Genomic DNA, 19,147 nt, shown 5'->3' on the forward strand with positions numbered 1-19,147 from the left:
GTTGATGAAAACCCTTTGGCACCACTGCCACGTCGCAACCATGGCCCAGGGCAAATACTCGATCATCGAGGACGCCGCCATGGTGACTGTCGGCTCGCTCATCGAGTGGGTCGGCCCCCGCAGCCAGGCACCCACGGCCGATTACGCCCAGGTGCATGACCTGCAAGGCGCGTGGGTCACCCCCGGGCTGATCGATTGCCACACCCACACGGTGTTCGGCGGCAATCGCAGCGGCGAATTCGAGCAGCGCCTCGAAGGCGTCAGCTACGCCGACATCGCGGCCAAGGGCGGCGGTATTGCCAGCACCGTGCGTGCCACCCGCGCTGCCACGGAAGATGGACTGTTTGCCAGCGCTGAAAAGCGCCTGCGCAGTTTGCTGCGAGACGGCGTGACCACGGTGGAGATCAAATCCGGCTACGGCCTGGACCTAGCCAACGAACGCAAGATGCTGCGCGTGGCCCGGCGCCTGGGTGAAGCGCTGCCGGTCAGTGTTCGCGCCACGTGCCTGGCGGCCCACGCGTTGCCGCCGGAATACAAGGACCGCGCCGACGCCTACATCGAGCACATTTGCACCGAGATGCTGCCGGCCCTGGCTGCAGAAGGGTTGGTGGATGCGGTGGACGCCTTCTGCGAATACCTGGCGTTTTCCCCCGAGCAGGTTGAGCGTGTGTTTAAAGTAGCCCAGCAACTCGGCCTGCCGGTGAAGCTGCACGCCGAGCAACTTTCGTCCCTGCACGGCTCGAGCCTGGCCGCACGTTACCAGGCGCTGTCGGCGGACCATCTGGAGTTCATGACCGAAGAAGACGCCATCGCCATGGCCGCTGCCGGCACCGTTGCCGTCTTGCTGCCGGGGGCTTTCTACTTCCTGCGTGAAACCCAGTTGCCGCCGATGGAGGCCCTGCGCAAGCACGGCGTGAAGATCGCCATTGCCAGCGACCTCAACCCTGGCACTTCCCCGGCGCTGTCGGTGCGTTTGATGCTGAACATGGCCTGCACCCTGTTTCGCATGACCCCCGAAGAAGCCCTGGCCGGCGCCACGCAACACGCGGCCACCGCGTTGGGCCTGGGCGACACCCATGGTTCCCTGGAAGCGGGCAAGGTCGCCGATTTTGTCGCCTGGCAGATCGATCGCCCCGCCGACCTGGCCTACTGGCTGGGCGGCGAGCTGGATAAACGCGTCGTGCGCCATGGCGCCGATGTCACTGTTTAAGGAGCTCTGTTGTGGATAAGGTCCTGACATTCAAACAAGGCCGCGTACCGCTGCTGATCAGCATGCCCCACGCCGGCCTGCGCCTGACCCCTGCGGTCGAGGCCGGGTTGATCCCCGAGGCGCAAAACCTGCCGGACACCGACTGGCATATCCCCCTGTTGTATGACTTTGCCGAAGCACTGGGCGCCAGCACCCTGGCGGCAGAGTATTCGCGGTTTGTCATCGACTTGAACCGGCCCTCGGATAACAAGCCGCTTTATGCAGGCGCCACCACCGGCCTGTACCCGGAGACGCTGTTCGATGGCGTGCCGTTGTTCCGTGAAGGGCAGACGCCCTCCGAGGAAGAGCGTGCGACCTACCTGCAGAAGATCTGGGGTCCTTATCACCGCCAACTGCAAGAAGAACTGGCACGCCTCAAGGCCGAGTTCGGCTATGCGTTGCTGTTTGATGCGCACTCGATTCGCTCGGTAATCCCGCACCTGTTCGACGGCAAATTGCCGGACTTCAACCTGGGTACCTTCAACGGCGCTGCATGCGATCCGGAATTGGCCAGCCAGCTCGAAGCCATCTGCGCCGCGCACCCCCAGTACACCCATGTGCTGAACGGGCGCTTCAAGGGCGGCCATATCACCCGGCATTACGGTGACCCTGCGCAGGATATTCATGCGGTGCAGCTGGAGTTGTGCCAGAGCGCGTATATGGAGGAGTTTGAACCGTTTCGCTATCGTCCCGACCTGGCCGAGCCGACCCAGGTGGTGTTGAAGCAGCTGCTGCAAGGGTTTTTGTCTTGGGGGCAAAGCCGGTACCGATGATTCAGGGTGTTGCTCAAATAGCTATCGGGAGCAAGCCCCCTCCCACATTTTGACTGCATTCACACAGTCCAAATGTCGGAGGGGCTGGAGGGGCCGACTGTAGGATTATCTGCGGAGCGAACTGCTGACACAGGTCTAAGTGCTCAAGGACATGCTCATTGCACAATTCGGGTTTATGATGCCGGACGGCACAATAATAGACGTCCCCCCAGGGATGAACCCGACACCCTACGGAGCGCGCAATGCAGACTTGGTACCCGCAGATCAAACCCTACGCCCGGCACGATCTGGCTGTCGATGACACCCACACCCTGTATGTCGATGAAAGTGGCTCCCCCGAAGGCTTGCCCGTCGTGTTCATCCACGGTGGCCCAGGTGCCGGTTGCGACGCCCAGAGCCGCTGCTACTTCGACCCGAACCTGTACCATATTGTGACCTTCGACCAGCGTGGCTGCGGTCGCTCGACCCCGCGCGCCAACCTCGAAAACAACACCACCTGGGACCTGGTCGCCGACCTGGAGCGCATCCGCGAGCACCTGGGCATCGACAAGTGGGTGCTGTTCGGCGGCTCGTGGGGCTCGACCCTGGCCCTGGCCTACGCGCAAACCCATCCCGAACGCGTGCTTGGCCTGATCGTGCGCGGCATCTTCCTCGCCCGCCCGCAGGACATCCACTGGTTCTACCAGGAGGGTGCGAGCCGCCTGTTCCCGGATTACTGGCAGGACTACCTGGCGCCGATCCCGGTGGAAGAGCGCCACGACATGATCGCCGCCTACCACAAGCGCCTGACCGGCAACGACCAGATCGCCCAGATGCACGCAGCCAAGGCCTGGTCCGGTTGGGAAGGGCGCATGCTGGGCCTGTGCCCGAGCCCGCAGCATGTCGAGCGCTTCTCCGAGCCGCAGCGCGCCTTGTCCATTGCCCGCATCGAATGTCATTACTTCACCAACAACTCCTTCCTGGAACCCAACCAGCTGATTCGCGATATGCACAAGATCGCTCATCTGCCCGGCGTCATCATCCACGGTCGCTACGATATGATCTGCCCGCTGGATAACGCCTGGGAGCTGCATCAGGCCTGGCCCAACAGCGAGCTACAGGTGATTCGCGAGGCCGGGCATGCTGCCTCCGAGCCGGGTATCACCGACGCTTTGGTGCGTGCGACCGGCGAAATGGCACGGCGCCTGCTTGATCTGCCCCCTGAAGAAGCATGAAGGGCCTGTTGCAGCGGGTGCGTGGCGCCCGCGTCGAAGTCGCCGGGGAGGTCGTGGGTGCGATTGACCAGGGTTTGCTGGTGCTGGTCGCCGTCGAACCTTCAGATACGCCCGAGAGCGCCGACAAACTATTGCACAAGCTGCTTAACTATCGGGTGTTCAGTGACGACGAGGGCAAGATGAACCTGTCGCTCAAGGATATCGGCGGCGGTTTGCTGCTGGTGTCGCAGTTCACCCTGGCGGCGGACACAAAAAGCGGGCTGCGGCCCAGTTTCTCCACAGCGGCTCCACCGGCCCTGGGGGCAGCGCTTTTTGATCACTTGTGGTTACAAGCGCAACAATTGCATGGCAAGGTGGCTTCAGGGCGTTTTGGCGCCGATATGCAGGTGCATTTGGTCAATGATGGCCCTGTGACCTTCCTCTTACAGACATGAATGTATTAAAAACGACTTTAATGCTGAAAAACGCAGGTTTTCGCTACAAATACTTCACTGTCCCTGATGCGTTGTCTCGCGGGCTACTAGATAATCGCGCGCTACGGGGATCAGCGTTGTTTGGTCCATTTTTGACTTAGGTAGAGACTTGTCCGATAGCCTTTGGGGAATCATTTGGCCCCAGGGGAGTCGGAACATTGCTCGCCAACCTGGCATATAGATAGCTGGCCGTTGGTTTTTTGATCTGTTTTCGGCGAGGGTTGCTCGTGATTGTTAGTCCCTGTAATGCACCAAAATTGTCTGCCAAACGGTTACGAAACGCACTGGTGACGGGCTCTGCCCTGTTGTGCCTGTTCGGCGCGGGTCAACTGTGGGCATTCAGTCTGGATGATGTGTCGGCCAAGGCAAAAGAGCTGGCCGGGCAGAAATACGAAGCTCCGCGCAGCAATCTGCCGAACGAATTCCGCGAAATGAAATTCGCTGACTACCAGAAGATTCGTTTCCGCAATGAAAAAGCCGAGTGGGCCGATCAGAACACCCCGTTCAAGCTGTCCTTCTATCATCAGGGCATGCATTTCGACACGCCGGTGAAAATCAACGAAGTCACTGCCGACAGCGTGCATGAAATCAAGTACGACCCGACGCGTTTCGATTTCGGCGACGTGAAATTCGATCCCAAGGCCACTGAACAGCTGGGTTATGCCGGTTTCCGTGTGCTTTTCCCGATCAACAAGGCCGACAAGCAAGACGAAATCATGACCCTGCTCGGCGCCAGCTATTTCCGCGTCGTGGGCAAGGACCAGGTATATGGCCTGTCTGCCCGTGGGATGGCCATTGATACCGCACTGCCGTCCGGCGAAGAGTTCCCGCGTTTCACCGAGTTCTGGATCGAACGTCCAAAGCCGGGTGACAAGCACCTGGTGATCTTCGCCCTGCTGGATTCGCCGCGCGCCACTGGCGCCTATCGCCTGATCCTGCGTCCTGGCACCGACACCGTAGTCGATGTGAAATCGCAGATGTACCTGCGCGACAAGGTCAGCAAGCTGGGCGTGGCCCCGTTGACCTCGATGTTCCTGTTCGGCGCCAACCAGCCGTCCAAGGTCCTCAACTACCGTCGCGAGCTGCACGACTCCAGCGGCCTGTCGATCCATGCCGGCAACGGCGAGTGGATCTGGCGCCCGTTGAACAACCCTAAACACCTGTCGGTCAGCAACTTCAGCGTCGAGAACCCGCGTGGGTTCGGCCTGCTGCAACGTGGCCGCAACTTCAGCCACTACGAAGACCTGGACGACAACTACGACAAGCGCCCAAGCGCCTGGATCGAGCCTGAGGGCGATTGGGGCAAGGGCACCGTCGATCTGGTAGAGATCCCGACGGCCGATGAAACCAATGACAACATCGTGGCGTTCTGGAGCCCGGCCGAACTGCCGGAAGTCGGCAAGCCGCTGGACGTGTCCTACCGCCTGCACTGGACCCTGGACGACGCTGCCTTCCATTCGCCGGAGAGCGCCTGGGTCAAGCAGACCCTGCGTTCCACGGGGGACGTGAAGCAATCGAACCTGATCCGTCAGCCGGATGGCAGCGTGGCCTACCTGGTGGACTTCGAAGGCCCGTCCCTGAAGAAACTGCTGCCGGACGCCCCGGTACGCAGCCAGGTGAGTGTCAGTGACAACGCCGAGCTGGTTGAAAATAGTGTGCGCTACAACGAGCACACCAAAGGCTGGCGCCTGACCCTGCGCATGAAGATCAAGGACGCGGGCAAGCCGACTGAAATGCGTGCGGCACTGGTGCAGGATATCGTGCAGCCAGAGCCTGAGCCGGTTTCCAACCATGTGTTGAAGGCCGACAAAGTCCTGGCCAAGCAGCACGAGAAACAGGCCAAGAAAGACGCGAAAGACAAGCAAGCCCAGCAGCCAGAAGCTGCCCCAGCCACTCCGGAGCCGATCAAGACCGAGCAAGTCCTGACCGAAACCTGGAGCTATCAGTTGCCTGCCGATGAGTAATTCCCAAATAACGCCCGAGACTCTGTCCGAGTACCTGGCGCATCTGCCCATGACGGCCGAGCAGCGCGCCGAGCTGGCGGGCTGCAGCTCGTTCAGCGAGTTGCATGAGCGTCTCTCGTCAAAAACCTTCGACGCCCCGACCGACGCCGCCCAGGCCTCGGTCGGCCGTCGGTTGACCCTCAGCACTGCCGAAGAGCTGCAAGACGCTGAAATGCTGGCGCTCGACGCCAGCGGTCGCGTATGCCTCAAGGCCACGCCGCCGATCCGCCGGACCAAAGTGGTGCCCGAGCCTTGGCGCACCAATATCCTGGTACGTGGCTGGCGGCGGATCACTGGTCGCACCAACCCGCCCAAGCCACCGAAAGACGAGCGGGTGTTGCCGGCTGCGCGCTGGCGTACCGTGGGTTCGATCCGTCGCTATATCCTGCTGGTGCTGATGCTCGGCCAGACCATCGTGGCGGGCTGGTACATGAAAGGCATCATGCCGTACCAGGGCTGGTCGCTGGTCGACTTCGACGAAATCCGCAACCAGACCCTGCTGCAAACGGCGACCCAGGTACTGCCTTACGCCCTGCAAACCAGCATCCTGATCATGTTCGGGATTCTGTTCTGCTGGGTGTCGGCCGGCTTCTGGACCGCGTTGATGGGCTTTCTGGAGCTGCTGACCGGTCACGATAAATATCGCATCTCCGGTAAAAGTGCCGGCGACGAGCCGATTCCGAAGGATGCGCGCACCGCGCTGGTGATGCCGATCTGCAACGAAGACGTGCCGCGTGTATTCGCGGGTTTGCGTGCGACGTTCGAATCGGTGGCCGCCACCGGCGACCTGGATCGCTTCGATTTCTTCGTGCTCAGTGACAGTAACGAGGCCGACATCTGTATCGCCGAGCAGCAAGCCTGGCTCGATGTATGCCGCGAGGCCGGTGGCTTCGGCAAGATCTTCTATCGCCGCCGTCGCCGCCGCGTAAAGCGCAAGAGCGGCAACCTCGACGACTTCTGCCGTCGCTGGGGCGGTGACTACAAGTACATGGTAGTGCTCGACGCCGACAGCGTGATGAGCGGCGAGTGCCTGACCAGCCTGGTGCGCCTGATGGAAGCCACGCCGGATGCGGGAATCATCCAGACCGCGCCACGGGCGTCGGGCATGGACACCCTGTATGCGCGCATGCAGCAGTTCGCCACCCGCGTGTACGGCCCGCTGTTTACCGCCGGCCTGCACTTCTGGCAGCTGGGTGAATCCCACTACTGGGGTCACAATGCGATCATCCGCATGAAGCCGTTTATCGAGCACTGCGCCCTGGCGCCGTTGCCTGGTAAAGGCGCGTTTGCCGGCGCGATCCTCTCCCACGACTTCGTTGAAGCTGCGCTGATGCGCCGTGCCGGCTGGGGCGTGTGGATTGCCTACGACCTGCCGGGCAGCTACGAAGAACTGCCGCCGAACCTGCTGGACGAACTCAAGCGTGACCGTCGCTGGTGCCACGGTAACCTGATGAACTTCCGCCTGTTCCTGGTAAAAGGCATGCACCCGGTGCACCGTGCAGTGTTCCTGACCGGCGTGATGTCCTACCTGTCGGCGCCGTTGTGGTTCTTCTTCCTGGTGTTGTCCACCGCGTTGCTGGCGGTAAACACGCTGATGGAACCGCAGTACTTCATGGCTCCACGCCAGTTGTACCCGCTGTGGCCACAATGGCACCCGGACAAGGCGGTGGCGCTGTTCTCCACCACCATCGTGCTGCTGTTCCTGCCTAAACTGCTGAGCATCATCCTGATCTGGGCCAAGGGCGCGAAAGAGTTCGGCGGCAAGTTCAAGGTGACCTTGTCGATGTTGCTGGAGATGCTGTTCTCCATGCTGCTGGCGCCGGTACGGATGATTTTCCACACCCGTTTCGTGCTTGCCGCGTTCCTCGGCTGGGCCGCCACCTGGAACTCGCCGCAGCGTGACGACGACTCCACGCCATGGAGCGAAGCGGTCAAGCGCCACGGGCCGCAAACCCTGCTGGGCTTCCTGTGGGCCCTGCTGGTGGTTTGGTTGAACCCAAGCTTCCTGTGGTGGCTGATCCCGATTGTCGGCTCGCTGATGCTGTCGATCCCGGTGTCGGTGATTTCCAGCCGGGTCAAGCTGGGCCTCAAGTCCCGTGACGAGAGCCTGTTCCTGATCCCTGAGGAATACAATCCGCCGCAAGCGCTGCTGTCGACCGAGAAGTACACCCACGAAAACCGCTGGCACGCCCTCAATGACGGGTTTGTGCGTTCGGTGGTCGACCCGCAGCAGAACGCCCTGGCCTGCGCCTTGGCGACTTCTCGGCACCGTGAGGCGGAACCGATCGAGTACCTGCGCATGGAGCGTGTTCGCCATGCGTTGAAAGTCGGCCCGGCCGGCCTCAACAACAGCGAACGCCTGGCCTTGCTCAGCGACCCGGTGGCTCTGGCACGCTTGCATGAGCAGGTCTGGAGCGAAGGCCACGCTGAGTGGCTTGGTGCCTGGCGTGCATCGATCAAGGCTGATCCGCATGCGCCGTTGCTGCCGCTGCAACCGCAGTCGGCCCAGGCTCAACCGGCCTGATTCAGACGCCCCCGAGGGCTCGCCTCGGGGGTGTTCCAGACGCTGGTCCTACAGCGTTTACAGTCCCTTCCCTGTATCGCTAACTCCTTGTTATTTCGAAACAAAAGACCTTTGTTCGAGGCGTATTGCCGTGCCTGCGGCTGGGTTAGCATCGCCCCCCAAAATTTGACTCGCCATGGGGGCATTCATGATCAAGAAGTACTGTGCGGCATTGCTGATTAGCTGTTTCCTGTTGGTACACGCAGGGCTGCTGAAGGCGGGTGCGCTGGACGATGCTGTTCGCCGTGGTGTGCTGAAAGTCGGCACGACCCCCAATTACGTGCCATTTGAAATGCTTGATAAGCAGGGGCGCATCATCGGCTTTGAAATCGACTTGCTCCATGCCATGAGCCGCGCGCTGGGCGTTCAGCTTGAGCTGGTAGCGGTGCCCTATAAGGAGCTGTTGCCGGGGCTGATGGCGAAAAAGTTTGATCTGATTGGCAGCGGCATGACGGTCACTCAGGAGCGCAATCTCAAACTCAATTTCAGCGACTCGTTTATCGTGGTGGGCCAGACTGTGCTGCTGCATCCTCGCCTGGCGGGTGCGGTTTCCAGCATTGAAGACTTGAACCAAACTGGTTATCGGGTCGTCGCCATTGAGGGCACCACGGGAGAGGCCGCCGCAAGCCGCTTTCTCGGGGCAGCGCGACTCAGCAGTGTGACGACCCCGGAAGAGGGGGTGCGGCAGGTCTTAGAGGGGGAGGTCGACGCCTTTGTGCATGACGCACCCTACAACCTGATCGCGATGAGCCGGCCGCAGAACAGCGCATTGCTGGCACTGGAACAACCCTTCACCTTCGAGCCCCTGGCCTTCGGCTTGAAAAAAGGTGATTACGACAGCCTCAACTGGATCAATCACTTCCTCAACCAGATCGCCCAGGACGGCACCTACGATCGCCTGCATGACAAGTGGTTCACGGACGCTGCCTGGGTGTCTGAGCTTGAATGATCGTCATAACTACCTACACATCGATCAATTGACCCGTCGCTGCGCCGATGTGTCTACCTCTGCATTGAACGGCAACGCTATCGGGGTTTTCCGACATACGCCGATATGATTTACCCGTGAAACCTTTGTGACGGACAACGAGTGGGTTAGGATCGCACCCCGAAATGGCGCAGCCCTTTGCGCGCCGACCTTATAAGAATCGTTCAGGGGACTTGTTGATGAAAAAGTATCTTTCGATGCTGATGCTCGGTGTCACTGCGCTGGTCGCTGCCACTGCGGCACAGGCCGGTGCCATCGACGATGCGGTCAAGCGCGGCACGCTGAAAGTCGGCATGGACCCGACCTACATGCCGTTTGAAATGACCGACAAGCGCGGTGAGATCATCGGTTTCGAAGTCGACATCCTCAAGGCCATGGCCAAGTCCATGGGGGTCAAGCTGGAGCTGGTTTCTACCGGCTATGACGGCATCATCCCGGCCTTCCTGACCGGCAAGTTCGACATGATCGGCAGCGGCATGACCCTGACCCAGGAGCGCAACCTGCGCCTGAACTTCAGCGAACCCTTCATCGTGGTCGGCCAGACCCTGCTGATCCGCAAGGAGCTGGAAGGCACGATCAAGTCCTACAAAGACCTGAACGACGAGAAATACCGCCTGACCTCCAAGCTCGGCACCACCGGTGAAATGGTGGCCAAGAAGCTGATTTCCAAGGCCAAGTACCACGGCTACGACAACGAACAGGAAGGTGTGCTGGACGTGGTCAACGGCAAGGCCGATGCCTTTGTGTATGACGCGCCGTACAACGTGGTCGCCGAGAAGAAAGTCGGCAACGGCAAGCTGGTGTTCCTGGAGGAGCCCTTCACCTTCGAGCCCCTGGCGTTCGGTTTGAAGAAGGGTGACTACGACAGCATCAACTTCATCAACAACTTCCTGCACCAGATCAAGAACGACGGCACCTACGATCGCATCCATGACAAGTGGTTCAAGAGCTCCGAGTGGCTCAAGGACATGGAATAAGGCCTGACACCGAGTTGCCTGCATCGCAGGCAAGCCAGCTCCCACATTGACTGTATTTACACATCAAATGTGGGAGGGGGCTTGCCCCCGATGGCGACCTATCAGGCAGCACATATCCGGAAAATGAAATGAAACAGAAAAAAGCCCAATGGCCCTGGCACCTGCTGACCGTGGTCGTGCTGGTCGGCCTGGCGGGCGCCTTGTACTACGCCACCTCGTTGATGTCCTACGAATGGCGCTGGAACCGCGTGCCGCAATACTTCGCCTATCAAGCCGAGACCTCCCAGCGCGCTGCGGATATGTCCACCGTGGTCGAGTTGGTGCGCAAAGGCGATATGGCCGAAGTCACCCTGCGCAACGACGCCGGAGTGGAGCAAAAGCTCACAGTCGCCGATAACAGCCTGCAAGTGGCCCGCGGCGACGATGTGGCTGAGGGTGATGTGGTCGGCGTGACCCGGCAATGGGCATTGGGACCGTTGATGTGGGGCTTGTGGACCACGCTGTGGCTGTCGGTGGTGTCCGGCATCCTGGGCTTGGCCATTGGCTTGGCGACCGGGTTGTGCCGGCTCTCCAAAAACCCGACCTTGCGCGATCTGTCGACGATCTACGTCGAACTGGTGCGCGGTACGCCGTTGCTGGTGCAGATCTTCATTTTCTATTTCTTTATCGGCACGGTGCTCAATCTGTCCCGGGAGTTTGCCGGGATCGCCGCGCTGTCGTTGTTCACCGGCGCCTACGTGGCGGAAATCGTCCGCGCCGGGGTGCAGTCCATCACCCGTGGCCAGGACGAAGCGGCGCGTTCCCTGGGCTTGAGTGCCAGCCAGTCGATGCGCCATGTGGTATTGCCGCAAGCCTTCAAGCGCGTGCTGCCGCCCCTGGCCGGGCAATTTATCAGCCTGGTAAAAGACACGTCGCTGGTGTCGGTGATCGCGATTACCGAGTTGCTCAAGAGTGGCCGCGAGGTGATCACCACCTCGTTCTCGCCGTTTGAGATCCTGTTCTGTGTGGCAGGCCTTTACCTGCTGATCAACCTGCCGCTGTCGAAAATGGCCAGCCGGCTTGAGCGGAGGCTCGCCCAAAGTGATTGAAGTGCGCGATCTGGTAAAAGTCTTCGATACCCGTGGGCACGTGGTGCGCGCAGTGGACCACGTCACCACCCAGGTCGCCAAGGGCGAAGTGCTGGTGGTGATCGGTCCGTCCGGCTCCGGCAAGTCCACCTTTCTGCGCTGCCTCAATGGCCTGGAAGAATTTGACTCGGGCTCGGTGAGCATTGACGGCCTGCAACTGGCTGACCCGAAGACCGATGTGAATGCCTATCGGCGTGAAGTCGGCATGGTGTTCCAGCATTTCAACCTGTTCCCGCACATGACCGTGCTGGAAAACCTGTGCCTGGCGCAAAAGGTCGTGCGCAAGCGCGGCAAGCAAGAGCGCGAGGCCAAGGCCCTGGCCCTGCTGGAAAAGGTCGGTATCGCACAGAAGGCCCATGAGTTTCCGTCACGCCTGTCTGGCGGCCAGCAGCAGCGGGTCGCGATTGCCCGGGCCCTGGCCATGGAGCCCAAGGTGATGCTGTTTGACGAGCCTACCTCGGCCCTCGACCCGGAAATGGTCGGTGAAGTGCTGGACGTGATGAAGACCCTGGCCCTGGAAGGCATGACCATGGTCTGCGTCACCCACGAGATGGGCTTTGCCCGGGAAGTGGCGGACCGGGTGCTGTTTTTCGACCACGGCAAACTGCTGGAAGATGCCGCGCCCGCCGCCTTCTTCGCCGCTCCCCAGGACCCACGGGCGCAGGCCTTCCTGCGCCAGGTGCTGTAGCCGCTCAGACCTTGAAGCGGCCTACCGAACGCGCCAGCTCGGAGCCCAGGCGTGCCAGTTCAACACTGGCCGCCGCCGTCTGCTCACTGGCCGTCGAGGTTTGCTCCGACGCCTCCTTGACCTTCAGTACGCTGCGATTGATCTCCTCGGCTACCGCGCTTTGCTCCTCGGCCGCCGCGGCAATCTGCGGGTTCATTTCCTGGATCACCGAGACCGTGCGGGTGATGTTGGCCAGGGCATGACCTGCGCGACGCGTCAGTTCCACGCTGTTGTCGGTCAGGCTGAGGCTGTTGTCCATGATGTCGGCAGTGTGTTGTGTGCCCCGCTGCAACCCCTCGATCAACCCTTCGATTTCCTCGGCTGATTGTTGGGTACGCTGGGCCAGGGTGCGTACCTCGTCGGCGACCACGGCGAAACCGCGACCTGCCTCACCCGCGCGTGCCGCTTCGATAGCGGCGTTGAGGGCCAACAGGTTGGTCTGCTCGGACACCGACTTGATCACCTCCAGCACGCTGCCGATCTTCTGGCTTTCCTGTTGCAGGCCTTGCATCGCCTCGCTTGAGCGGTTCATTTGCTCGGCCAGGTGCTCGATATGGGTAATCGCCTCGGCCACCACCTGGTCGCCCACGCCCGCTTGTTGATCAGCCTCGGTGGCGGCAATCGAGGCTTGCTCGGCATGGCGTGCGACCTCTTGGGAGGTGGCGAGCATTTCGTTCATAGCGGTGGCGACTTGTTCGGTCTCCAGTTTCTGGCCATTGACCCCGGCGCGGGTTTGCTCGGTGACGGCGGACAATTGCTCGGCGGCACTGGCGATCTGGCGGGCGCTGTCGTTGATGCCACCGATCAGCGTGCGCAGGTTCAGGGTCATCTGGCCGATGCTGCGCTGCAATTGGCCCAGTTCGTCGCGTCGCGATGTGGTGATGTCATGGCTCAGGTCACCCTCGGCGATGCGGTTGGCAGTTTGCAGTGCCTGGCGCAGCGGCCTGACGATCTGGCCTGCGATCAACCAGGCAGCAAGGGCGCCGAGCAGTAACGCCGCGCCGGTTACGTAGAGCATCAGCAGGCGTGCCAGGTCGGCTTCCTTATCGCGTTGCAGGGTCTGTTCCTCGCTCAGCCGGTCACTTTGTGACAGCAGTTGGTCCAGCCATTGCTCCAGTTGATTCTGCGTGTTTTCAACGGTGAGCTGCGTGTCTTTCAGGTGATTGAGCTGGGTGCGGTAATCGAGCAGGGCGCTGTTCAGCGCGGTGCTGTCGACCGGCAGCGCCGTCACGGCAGACTGGGCGCTGTCGAGGGTTTTGAGCGCAGCGTCCACCGCTTGAGTGTAGAGCTGCAGTGTGTCGGCGGCCCAGGCGGGGGACTTGGCGCGGTCTTCGGCTGCCTCCATGGCTTGGCGCAGGCTCTCCACGCTGTCCAGGGCTTTCTCGTCATTCTGGTCGGGCAAGTCGCTGGACAGTTGTCCAAGTGTGTCACTGGCGGTCACGGAGCTGATGGTGAGCCGTTTCTGCGCTTGCTCGCGTTGGTCCATCAGATTGGGCAGGCCTGCCAGTGCCGTCTTGAAGCGTGCGCCGAGACGACTGGAGTCTTGGACTTGTTGCAGGTGCGTGGGGATTTTCAGGCGGTCGGCCAACTCGGCCAGGTAACCGTCGATTTTTTCCATGTGCCGGCCGAGTTTGTCAAAGCTCGCCGGGTCATTCACGACGCGGTACACAATCCGGTCGGCGCGCAATTCTTCGCCGGTCACGGCGAGACGCGAAAGGGTGGTCAAGGTTTGAGCGCGAAACAGCGAGGCGCTCAGGGCCTGCCATCCCGTCAGGGCGACAGCCATGCACAGCGCCAGTACCAGGCCGAAGCCAAGGATGAGTTTGAGGGTGACGCTGGTGTTGCCTAATACGCGGGTCAGTGGTCGAAACATGATGCACCTCCATCAGCAAAGAAAGAGCGTTTCGCACCCCGGCTGACGCAGGTCAGGAGGAGTGGGAACGCTAAATCTTTTCGGCATAGGGCGCGTAAGAATTGACCTGAAAGATGTGTAGGAAATTTCACAAGTTGCAGGCGGCCCAGGACGGGCCGCCACTTGGGTGGGATCAGGTCAGACCCGGAAGCGGCCGACCAATGCTTGCAGATGGGTGCCCAGGCGCGCCAGTTCGGTACTCGAGGCGGCGGTCTCTTCGCTGGCTGCCGCCGTTTGCTCGGAGATATCGCGCACATTCAGCACGCTGCGGTTGATCTCTTCGGCTACGGCACTTTGTTGCTCGGCGGCGGTGGCGATCTGTGAGTTCATCGCCTGGATGGTCGAGACGGTGCGGGTGATATTGCCCAACGCGTTACCGGCTCGGCGCGTCAGCTCAACGCTGCTTTCGGTCAGCCCACGACTGTTGTCCATGATGGCTGCCACCTGCTGTGTGCCGCTTTGCAGCCCGACGATCAGCTCTTCGATCTCCTCAGTGGACTTCTGCGTGCGCTGGGCCAGGCTGCGCACCTCATCGGCCACCACGGCAAAGCCGCGGCCGGCCTCACCGGCACGCGCCGCTTCAATGGCTGCGTTGAGGGCCAGCAAGTTGGTCTGCTGGGCCACGGACTTGATCACGTCGAGCACGCTGCCGATCTTGTCGCTTTCACGCTTCAGCTCGCCCATGGCGACCGTGGAATTGCCGACCTCGGTCGCCAGGCGTTCGATCTGGGCGATGGCTTCACCGACCACCTGGTCGCCTTCACGGGCCTGCTGGTCGGCGGCCACGGCGGCTTCGGACGCCTCCTCGGCATTGCGCGCCACTTCCTGCACAGTGGCCGCCATTTCGTTCATGGCGGTAGCCACCTGGTCGGTCTCGACTTTCTGGCTATTGACCCCGGCGCTGGTCTGCTCGGTCACCGCGGACAACTGCTCGGCCGCGCTGGCGATCTGGGTGACACCTTCGCTGATACCGCCGATCAACTCGCGCAGGCCCACGGTCATACTCTGCATGGCGCGTTGAAGCTGGCCCAGTTCGTCCTGACGGCCGGAATCCAGATTGTGGCTCAGATCGCCGGAGGCCACGCGCTCGGCGACTTTTAGGGTCTGGTTCAGGGGGATGACGATCTGGCGAGTAATAGCCCAGGCGGCGAGCACGCCGACGATCAATGCCAGTACGGTGGCGAGCAATAGCCAATATTTGGCCTGGGCGGCATCGTGATCGCGCACGGCGGTTTGCGATGTGGTGAGTTTGTCACTGTGGCCCAGCAGGATGTCGCCTTGGGCGGTCATGATTTTCAACGCCGCCGCACTGGCCACCTGGGCGTCGCGATACTGGCTGACTGCAGCGCGGTAGGCTTGCAGTGAAACAGCCGCTTCTTGCAGGTTGGCCTGATACTGCGCCGGCACCTGGCCTTCGAGTTCAGTGGCTTTCTTGAGGGCGTTGTCGATGGCGTCCAGGGCCGGCTGCTCGGCTTCTACCTTGCCGCTGTAGGTGTAGCCGCGTACCTGGAAGCGCGCTTGCTGGATCAGCTTGCTCAGGTCAACGACGCTATTGAATTGGGTGACGCTGTCGCCTTGCAGCAGGGCTTTTTCAACTTCGTTGATCTTGGCCACGGCGTTGTCGGCGGTATCGCCGAGCTTGCTGCGCGCGCCCTCACGCTTAAGGCCCGCCTGGACCATGGCGGCGAAGGCTTTTTTATACTGGTTCAAGGCTTCCAGCTGTTGTTCGACCAAGGCTTTATCGTCGGGTTGCTCAATCAGCTCGGCGGCGGTTTTCAAGCCGCTGTCCAATTGGGCGAGCAGGCCGTTGACCGCGTCGGTGCCTTGTTCGCCGCGGCGCATTTCGAAGTCCAGGCGCGCCAGGCGCAGGTCCTTGGTCAGGCCGTTGAGGCTGGAGATAAAGCCCAGCTTGTCGCCGCGACTGATCACGTCACCCAGGCCGGTCCAGCCGGTAAAGGTGATCAACAGCGTCAGGATCAACACCAGGCCAAAGCCGACGCTCAGCTTGCGGTTGACGCTGACATTCCCCAGTTTCTCGGCTAACCAACGATACATGCTGCGAACTCCCCTGGAACAAGGCTTGGACTTATCCAGAGGCTATCGGCATGTGCATAGGATTCTGTAGCGCCAGAGATCCAATGGGGGAGGGGGCTGTGGTGTTTTTGGATTTGATATCAGAACAGTCGGGCAAGCAGGGCAGTCACGGCGATTTCAACCCGCAGGATGCGTGCGCCAAGCTGTACCGGTTGCAAGCCGGCTTTGGCCAGCAGGTCCACCTCATAGGGGATCCAGCCACCTTCCGGGCCGATCGCCAGGGTGACAGGCTCATCCAGCCCCCGAGGGCACGCAGGGTAATCACCGGGATGGCCGATCAGGCCCAGGGTGCCTTCAACCATGGCCGGCAGGCGATCTTCGACAAACGGCTTGAAGCGCTTCTCGATAATGATCTCGGGCAGTACCGTGTCCCGCGCCTGTTCCAAGCCGAGGATCAGTTGCTCGCGCACCGCCTCAGGCTCCAGGAACGGGGTTTGCCAGAAGCTTTTTTCCACCCGGTAGCTGTTGACCAGCACCACCTTCGGCACGCCCATGGCCGCCACCGTTTGCAGCACCCGGCGCAGCATTTTCGGGCGGGGCAGGGCCAGCAGCAGGGTCAGGGGCAGTTTGGACGGCGGCGGTTGATCGAAGCTGACTTGCAGCTCGGCTTCACCGGCGTCCAGGCGCAGCAGTTGGGCATTGCCCATCAGCCCGCCAACGCGGCCCACACGCAGATAGTCACCCACAACGGCGCGGTGGACTTCCTGCATATGCACCAGGCGCCGATCACGCAGCACCACCCGGTCCGCCGCGATAAAGTCGGCATCGAGAAGCAGCAGCAGGTTCACGGCTGGGTCGCTGGCGGCTGGTCGTCGTCGGCAGCCTGATCATCCGGGTGTTCGCCACGCTTGCTGATCAAGCCGCTGAACAGGATGCCCACTTCGAACAGCATCCACATCGGTACGGCCAACAAGGTCTGGGAGAAGATATCCGGCGGCGTGAGGATCATGCCGACCACGAAGCAGCCGATGATCACGTACGGGCGGATCTTCTTCAGGTATTTGACGTCGACTACGCCGATCCATACCAGCAACACCACGGCCACCGGGATTTCGAATGCGACGCCAAAGGCGAAGAACAGCGTCATCACGAAGTCGAGGTAGCTGGTGATGTCGGTCATCATCTCCACGCCGGCCGGGGTGGCAGCGGCGAAGAACTTGAAGATCAGCGGGAACACCAGGAAGTACGCGAAGGCCATGCCGGTGTAGAACAGCAGGATGCTCGACACCAGCAATGGCACGGCGATGCGCTTCTCATGCTTGTACAGGCCCGGGGCGATAAAGCCCCAGATCTGATGCAGGATCACCGGGATCGCCAGGAACAGCGAGACCATCATGGTCAACTTCAACGGCGTCAGGAACGGCGACGACACATCGGTGGCGATCATTGTCGCGCCGACGGGCAGGTACTGGCGCAACGGCGTGGAGACGAAGGTGTAGATCTGCTGGGTAAAGGCGAACAGCCCGGCAAAAATGATGAAGATTGCCGCTACGCAACGCAGCAGGCGGGTACGCAGCTCGGAGAGGTGCGAGACCAGCGGCATGTGCTGGTCGTTTTCCGGTTTATCAGCGCTCATGGGGCTCGCGGCGGCAATGTAGGGTCATGGGGCGCGGGCGACGCAACGGGCGTCGGCGCGGGCTCTGTCGGAGCGGGCTCGGCAGCGGGGGCGGGCGCGATACTGTGGTCGGCCACCGGTGGTGTAACCGGCTTGGCCGGTTCTTGCACCGGGGAGAGAATCTTGCGTGCCTCCTGCTCCAACGACAGGATATGTTCGTTGTGCAGCTGCCTGCGGATCTCGTCGGCACCTATTTCCCGTTCAACTTCCTGTTTGATCGCGTTGAAACTGCGTTTCAGGCGCCCGATCCACAGGCCGGCGGTGCGTGCGGCGCCGGGCAGGCGTTCCGGCCCCAGTACCAGCAGGGCCACCAGGCCGACGAGCAGCAGTTCAGAGAAGCTGATACCAAACATTAGTCAGTGCTCACGAGTCTTTGCGGGTCGGCTCTTGGACTTTTTCAGCCTGTACGTCGAAGGTACGACGCTCGGTGATCGGCTGGGTGGCCTGCGGGTGTACAGGCTGGGCCGGGGGCACTGGGTTTGCCGTTGGCTCGGCTGGTTTCTCGTCGTCGTTCATGGCTTTACGAAAGCCCTTGATCGACTCACCGACGTCGGTGCCGAGGTTTTTCAGTTTCTTGGTGCCGAACACCAGAACAACCACCACCAGAATGACGATCCAGTGTTTCCAGTCAAAAATACCCATGCTGCAAATCCTCGATAAAAGTTATTCAGGTGGACGGGCGCGAGGCCTTCTCGGCGTGCCCGGACAGGCCGAAGCGACGGTCCAGTTCATCCAGCACGGCCTGTGGATGCTGCCCCAGTTGGGCGAGCATGACCAGGCTATGGAACCACAAGTCGGCGGTCTCATAGATGACATCGCTGCAATCACCGCTGATTTGCGCGTCCTTGGCCGCAATGATGGTCTCGACGGATTCCTCGCCGAGTTTTTCCAGAATCTTGTTCAGACCCTTGTGGTACAAGCTGGCGACATAGGAGCTGTCGGCATCCGCGCCTTTGCGGTCTTCCAGCACCTGGGCCACACGGTTCAGGGTATCGCTCATGTTCAGTGTCCTGCGGGGTAAATGGCGTGCGGGTCTTTGAGTACCGGTTCCACAACTTTCCATTCGCCGTTCTCGAACACGCGATAAAAGCAGCTGTGGCGCCCGGTATGGCAAGCGATACCACCGATCTGGTCGACCATCAGGATCACCACGTCGGCGTCGCAATCCAGACGCATCTCATGCAGGACCTGCACGTGCCCGGACTCTTCGCCCTTGCGCCACAGTTTGCCACGCGAACGTGACCAATAGATGGCGCGCTGCTCAGTGGCAGTGAGGCTCAGGGCCTCGCGGTTCATCCAGGCCATCATCAGCACGCGCCCGGTCTTGTAGTCCTGGGCAATGGCCGGCACCAGGCCGTCACTGTCCCACTTGATCTCGTCCAGCCAGTCTTTCATGTTCGGCTCCGGCAATTTGCGACAGTGTATAACCGGA

17 protein-coding genes and 2 pseudogenes are annotated in these 19,147 nt (G+C 61.2%); 10 read left to right on the forward strand and 9 right to left on the reverse strand.

Annotated elements, in window-relative coordinates:
* Positions 1–4 precede the first annotated feature (4 nt).
* From hutI to TU73_RS01325, 10 genes and pseudogenes are all read left to right on the forward strand, one after another.
* Positions 5–1,210 carry an imidazolonepropionase gene (gene hutI, locus TU73_RS01280; protein WP_057010626.1) on the forward strand — a complete coding sequence of 402 codons (1,206 nt, stop codon included), beginning with the start codon at positions 5–7 and terminating at the stop codon, positions 1,208–1,210.
* 11 nt (positions 1,211–1,221) lie between these two features.
* Positions 1,222–2,022: an N-formylglutamate deformylase gene (hutG, locus tag TU73_RS01285; protein ID WP_057010627.1), complete on the forward strand. Its 801-nt coding sequence runs from the start codon at positions 1,222–1,224 to the stop codon at positions 2,020–2,022.
* Positions 2,023–2,264: 242 nt separating this feature from the next.
* Positions 2,265–3,236 (forward strand): prolyl aminopeptidase, encoded by a 972-nt coding sequence (pip, locus tag TU73_RS01290; RefSeq protein WP_043047267.1) that lies wholly within the window; start codon positions 2,265–2,267, stop codon positions 3,234–3,236.
* A complete protein-coding gene (gene dtd / locus TU73_RS01295; RefSeq protein WP_057010628.1) occupies positions 3,233–3,670 on the forward strand; it encodes a D-aminoacyl-tRNA deacylase in 438 nt (145 codons plus the stop codon). Before pip ends, dtd begins: the two co-directional genes overlap by 4 nt.
* Positions 3,671–3,936: 266 nt before the next feature.
* Positions 3,937–5,673: a glucan biosynthesis protein G gene (locus TU73_RS01300; protein ID WP_057010861.1), complete on the forward strand. Its 1,737-nt coding sequence runs from the start codon at positions 3,937–3,939 to the stop codon at positions 5,671–5,673.
* Positions 5,666–8,238: pseudogene (mdoH, locus tag TU73_RS01305) on the forward strand (glucans biosynthesis glucosyltransferase MdoH); the annotation flags it as partial. The gene TU73_RS01300 and the pseudogene mdoH, both read left to right, overlap by 8 nt.
* Positions 8,239–8,423: 185 nt before the next feature.
* Entirely contained in the window at positions 8,424–9,224 is an 801-nt protein-coding gene (locus TU73_RS01310) for a transporter substrate-binding domain-containing protein (protein WP_057010630.1), read from the forward strand.
* Positions 9,225–9,442: 218 nt separating this feature from the next.
* Complete coding sequence (locus TU73_RS01315) at positions 9,443–10,240, forward strand: transporter substrate-binding domain-containing protein (protein ID WP_057010631.1); 798 nt, start codon at positions 9,443–9,445, stop codon at positions 10,238–10,240.
* 128 nt (positions 10,241–10,368) lie between these two features.
* Positions 10,369–11,328, forward strand: a complete 960-nt coding sequence (locus tag TU73_RS01320) for an amino acid ABC transporter permease (protein WP_057010632.1) — start codon at positions 10,369–10,371, stop codon at positions 11,326–11,328.
* Positions 11,321–12,055 (forward strand): amino acid ABC transporter ATP-binding protein, encoded by a 735-nt coding sequence (locus TU73_RS01325; protein ID WP_032878328.1) that lies wholly within the window; start codon positions 11,321–11,323, stop codon positions 12,053–12,055. The genes TU73_RS01320 and TU73_RS01325 overlap by 8 nt, the downstream gene beginning before the upstream one ends.
* Before the next feature lie 4 nt (positions 12,056–12,059).
* Here TU73_RS01325 and TU73_RS01330 read toward each other — a convergent pair whose 3' ends face one another.
* From TU73_RS01330 to hisI, 9 genes and pseudogenes are all read right to left on the reverse strand, one after another.
* A complete protein-coding gene (locus TU73_RS01330; RefSeq protein ID WP_057010633.1) occupies positions 12,060–13,967 on the reverse strand; it encodes a methyl-accepting chemotaxis protein in 1,908 nt (635 codons plus the stop codon).
* A gap of 177 nt (positions 13,968–14,144) precedes the next feature.
* The gene (locus TU73_RS29535; RefSeq protein WP_425311664.1) at positions 14,145–15,017 is read right to left on the reverse strand and encodes a methyl-accepting chemotaxis protein; all 873 of its coding nucleotides are present in this window, start codon (positions 15,015–15,017) and stop codon (positions 14,145–14,147) included.
* A pseudogene (locus TU73_RS29540) lies at positions 15,003–16,061 on the reverse strand (methyl-accepting chemotaxis protein); the annotation flags it as partial. The gene TU73_RS29535 and the pseudogene TU73_RS29540, both read right to left, overlap by 15 nt.
* A gap of 119 nt (positions 16,062–16,180) precedes the next feature.
* Positions 16,181–16,888: a 16S rRNA (uracil(1498)-N(3))-methyltransferase gene (locus TU73_RS01340; RefSeq protein ID WP_057010635.1), complete on the reverse strand. Its 708-nt coding sequence runs from the start codon at positions 16,886–16,888 to the stop codon at positions 16,181–16,183.
* The gene (gene tatC / locus TU73_RS01345; RefSeq protein ID WP_043047258.1) at positions 16,885–17,676 is read right to left on the reverse strand and encodes a twin-arginine translocase subunit TatC; all 792 of its coding nucleotides are present in this window, start codon (positions 17,674–17,676) and stop codon (positions 16,885–16,887) included. Before tatC ends, TU73_RS01340 begins: the two co-directional genes overlap by 4 nt.
* Positions 17,673–18,068: a Sec-independent protein translocase protein TatB gene (gene tatB, locus TU73_RS01350; protein WP_043047257.1), complete on the reverse strand. Its 396-nt coding sequence runs from the start codon at positions 18,066–18,068 to the stop codon at positions 17,673–17,675. Before tatB ends, tatC begins: the two co-directional genes overlap by 4 nt.
* 10 nt (positions 18,069–18,078) lie before the next feature.
* Positions 18,079–18,357 (reverse strand): twin-arginine translocase TatA/TatE family subunit, encoded by a 279-nt coding sequence (locus tag TU73_RS01355; RefSeq protein ID WP_057010636.1) that lies wholly within the window; start codon positions 18,355–18,357, stop codon positions 18,079–18,081.
* A gap of 25 nt (positions 18,358–18,382) precedes the next feature.
* Entirely contained in the window at positions 18,383–18,715 is a 333-nt protein-coding gene (locus TU73_RS01360; protein ID WP_049710425.1) for a phosphoribosyl-ATP diphosphatase, read from the reverse strand.
* A gap of 2 nt (positions 18,716–18,717) precedes the next feature.
* Entirely contained in the window at positions 18,718–19,110 is a 393-nt protein-coding gene (hisI, locus tag TU73_RS01365; protein WP_057010637.1) for a phosphoribosyl-AMP cyclohydrolase, read from the reverse strand.
* Between the last annotated feature and the right edge of the window lie 37 nt (positions 19,111–19,147).

The sequence above is a fragment of the Pseudomonas libanensis genome (assembly GCF_001439685.1).
GTDB classification, from domain to species: Bacteria; Pseudomonadota; Gammaproteobacteria; order Pseudomonadales; family Pseudomonadaceae; genus Aquipseudomonas; species Aquipseudomonas libanensis.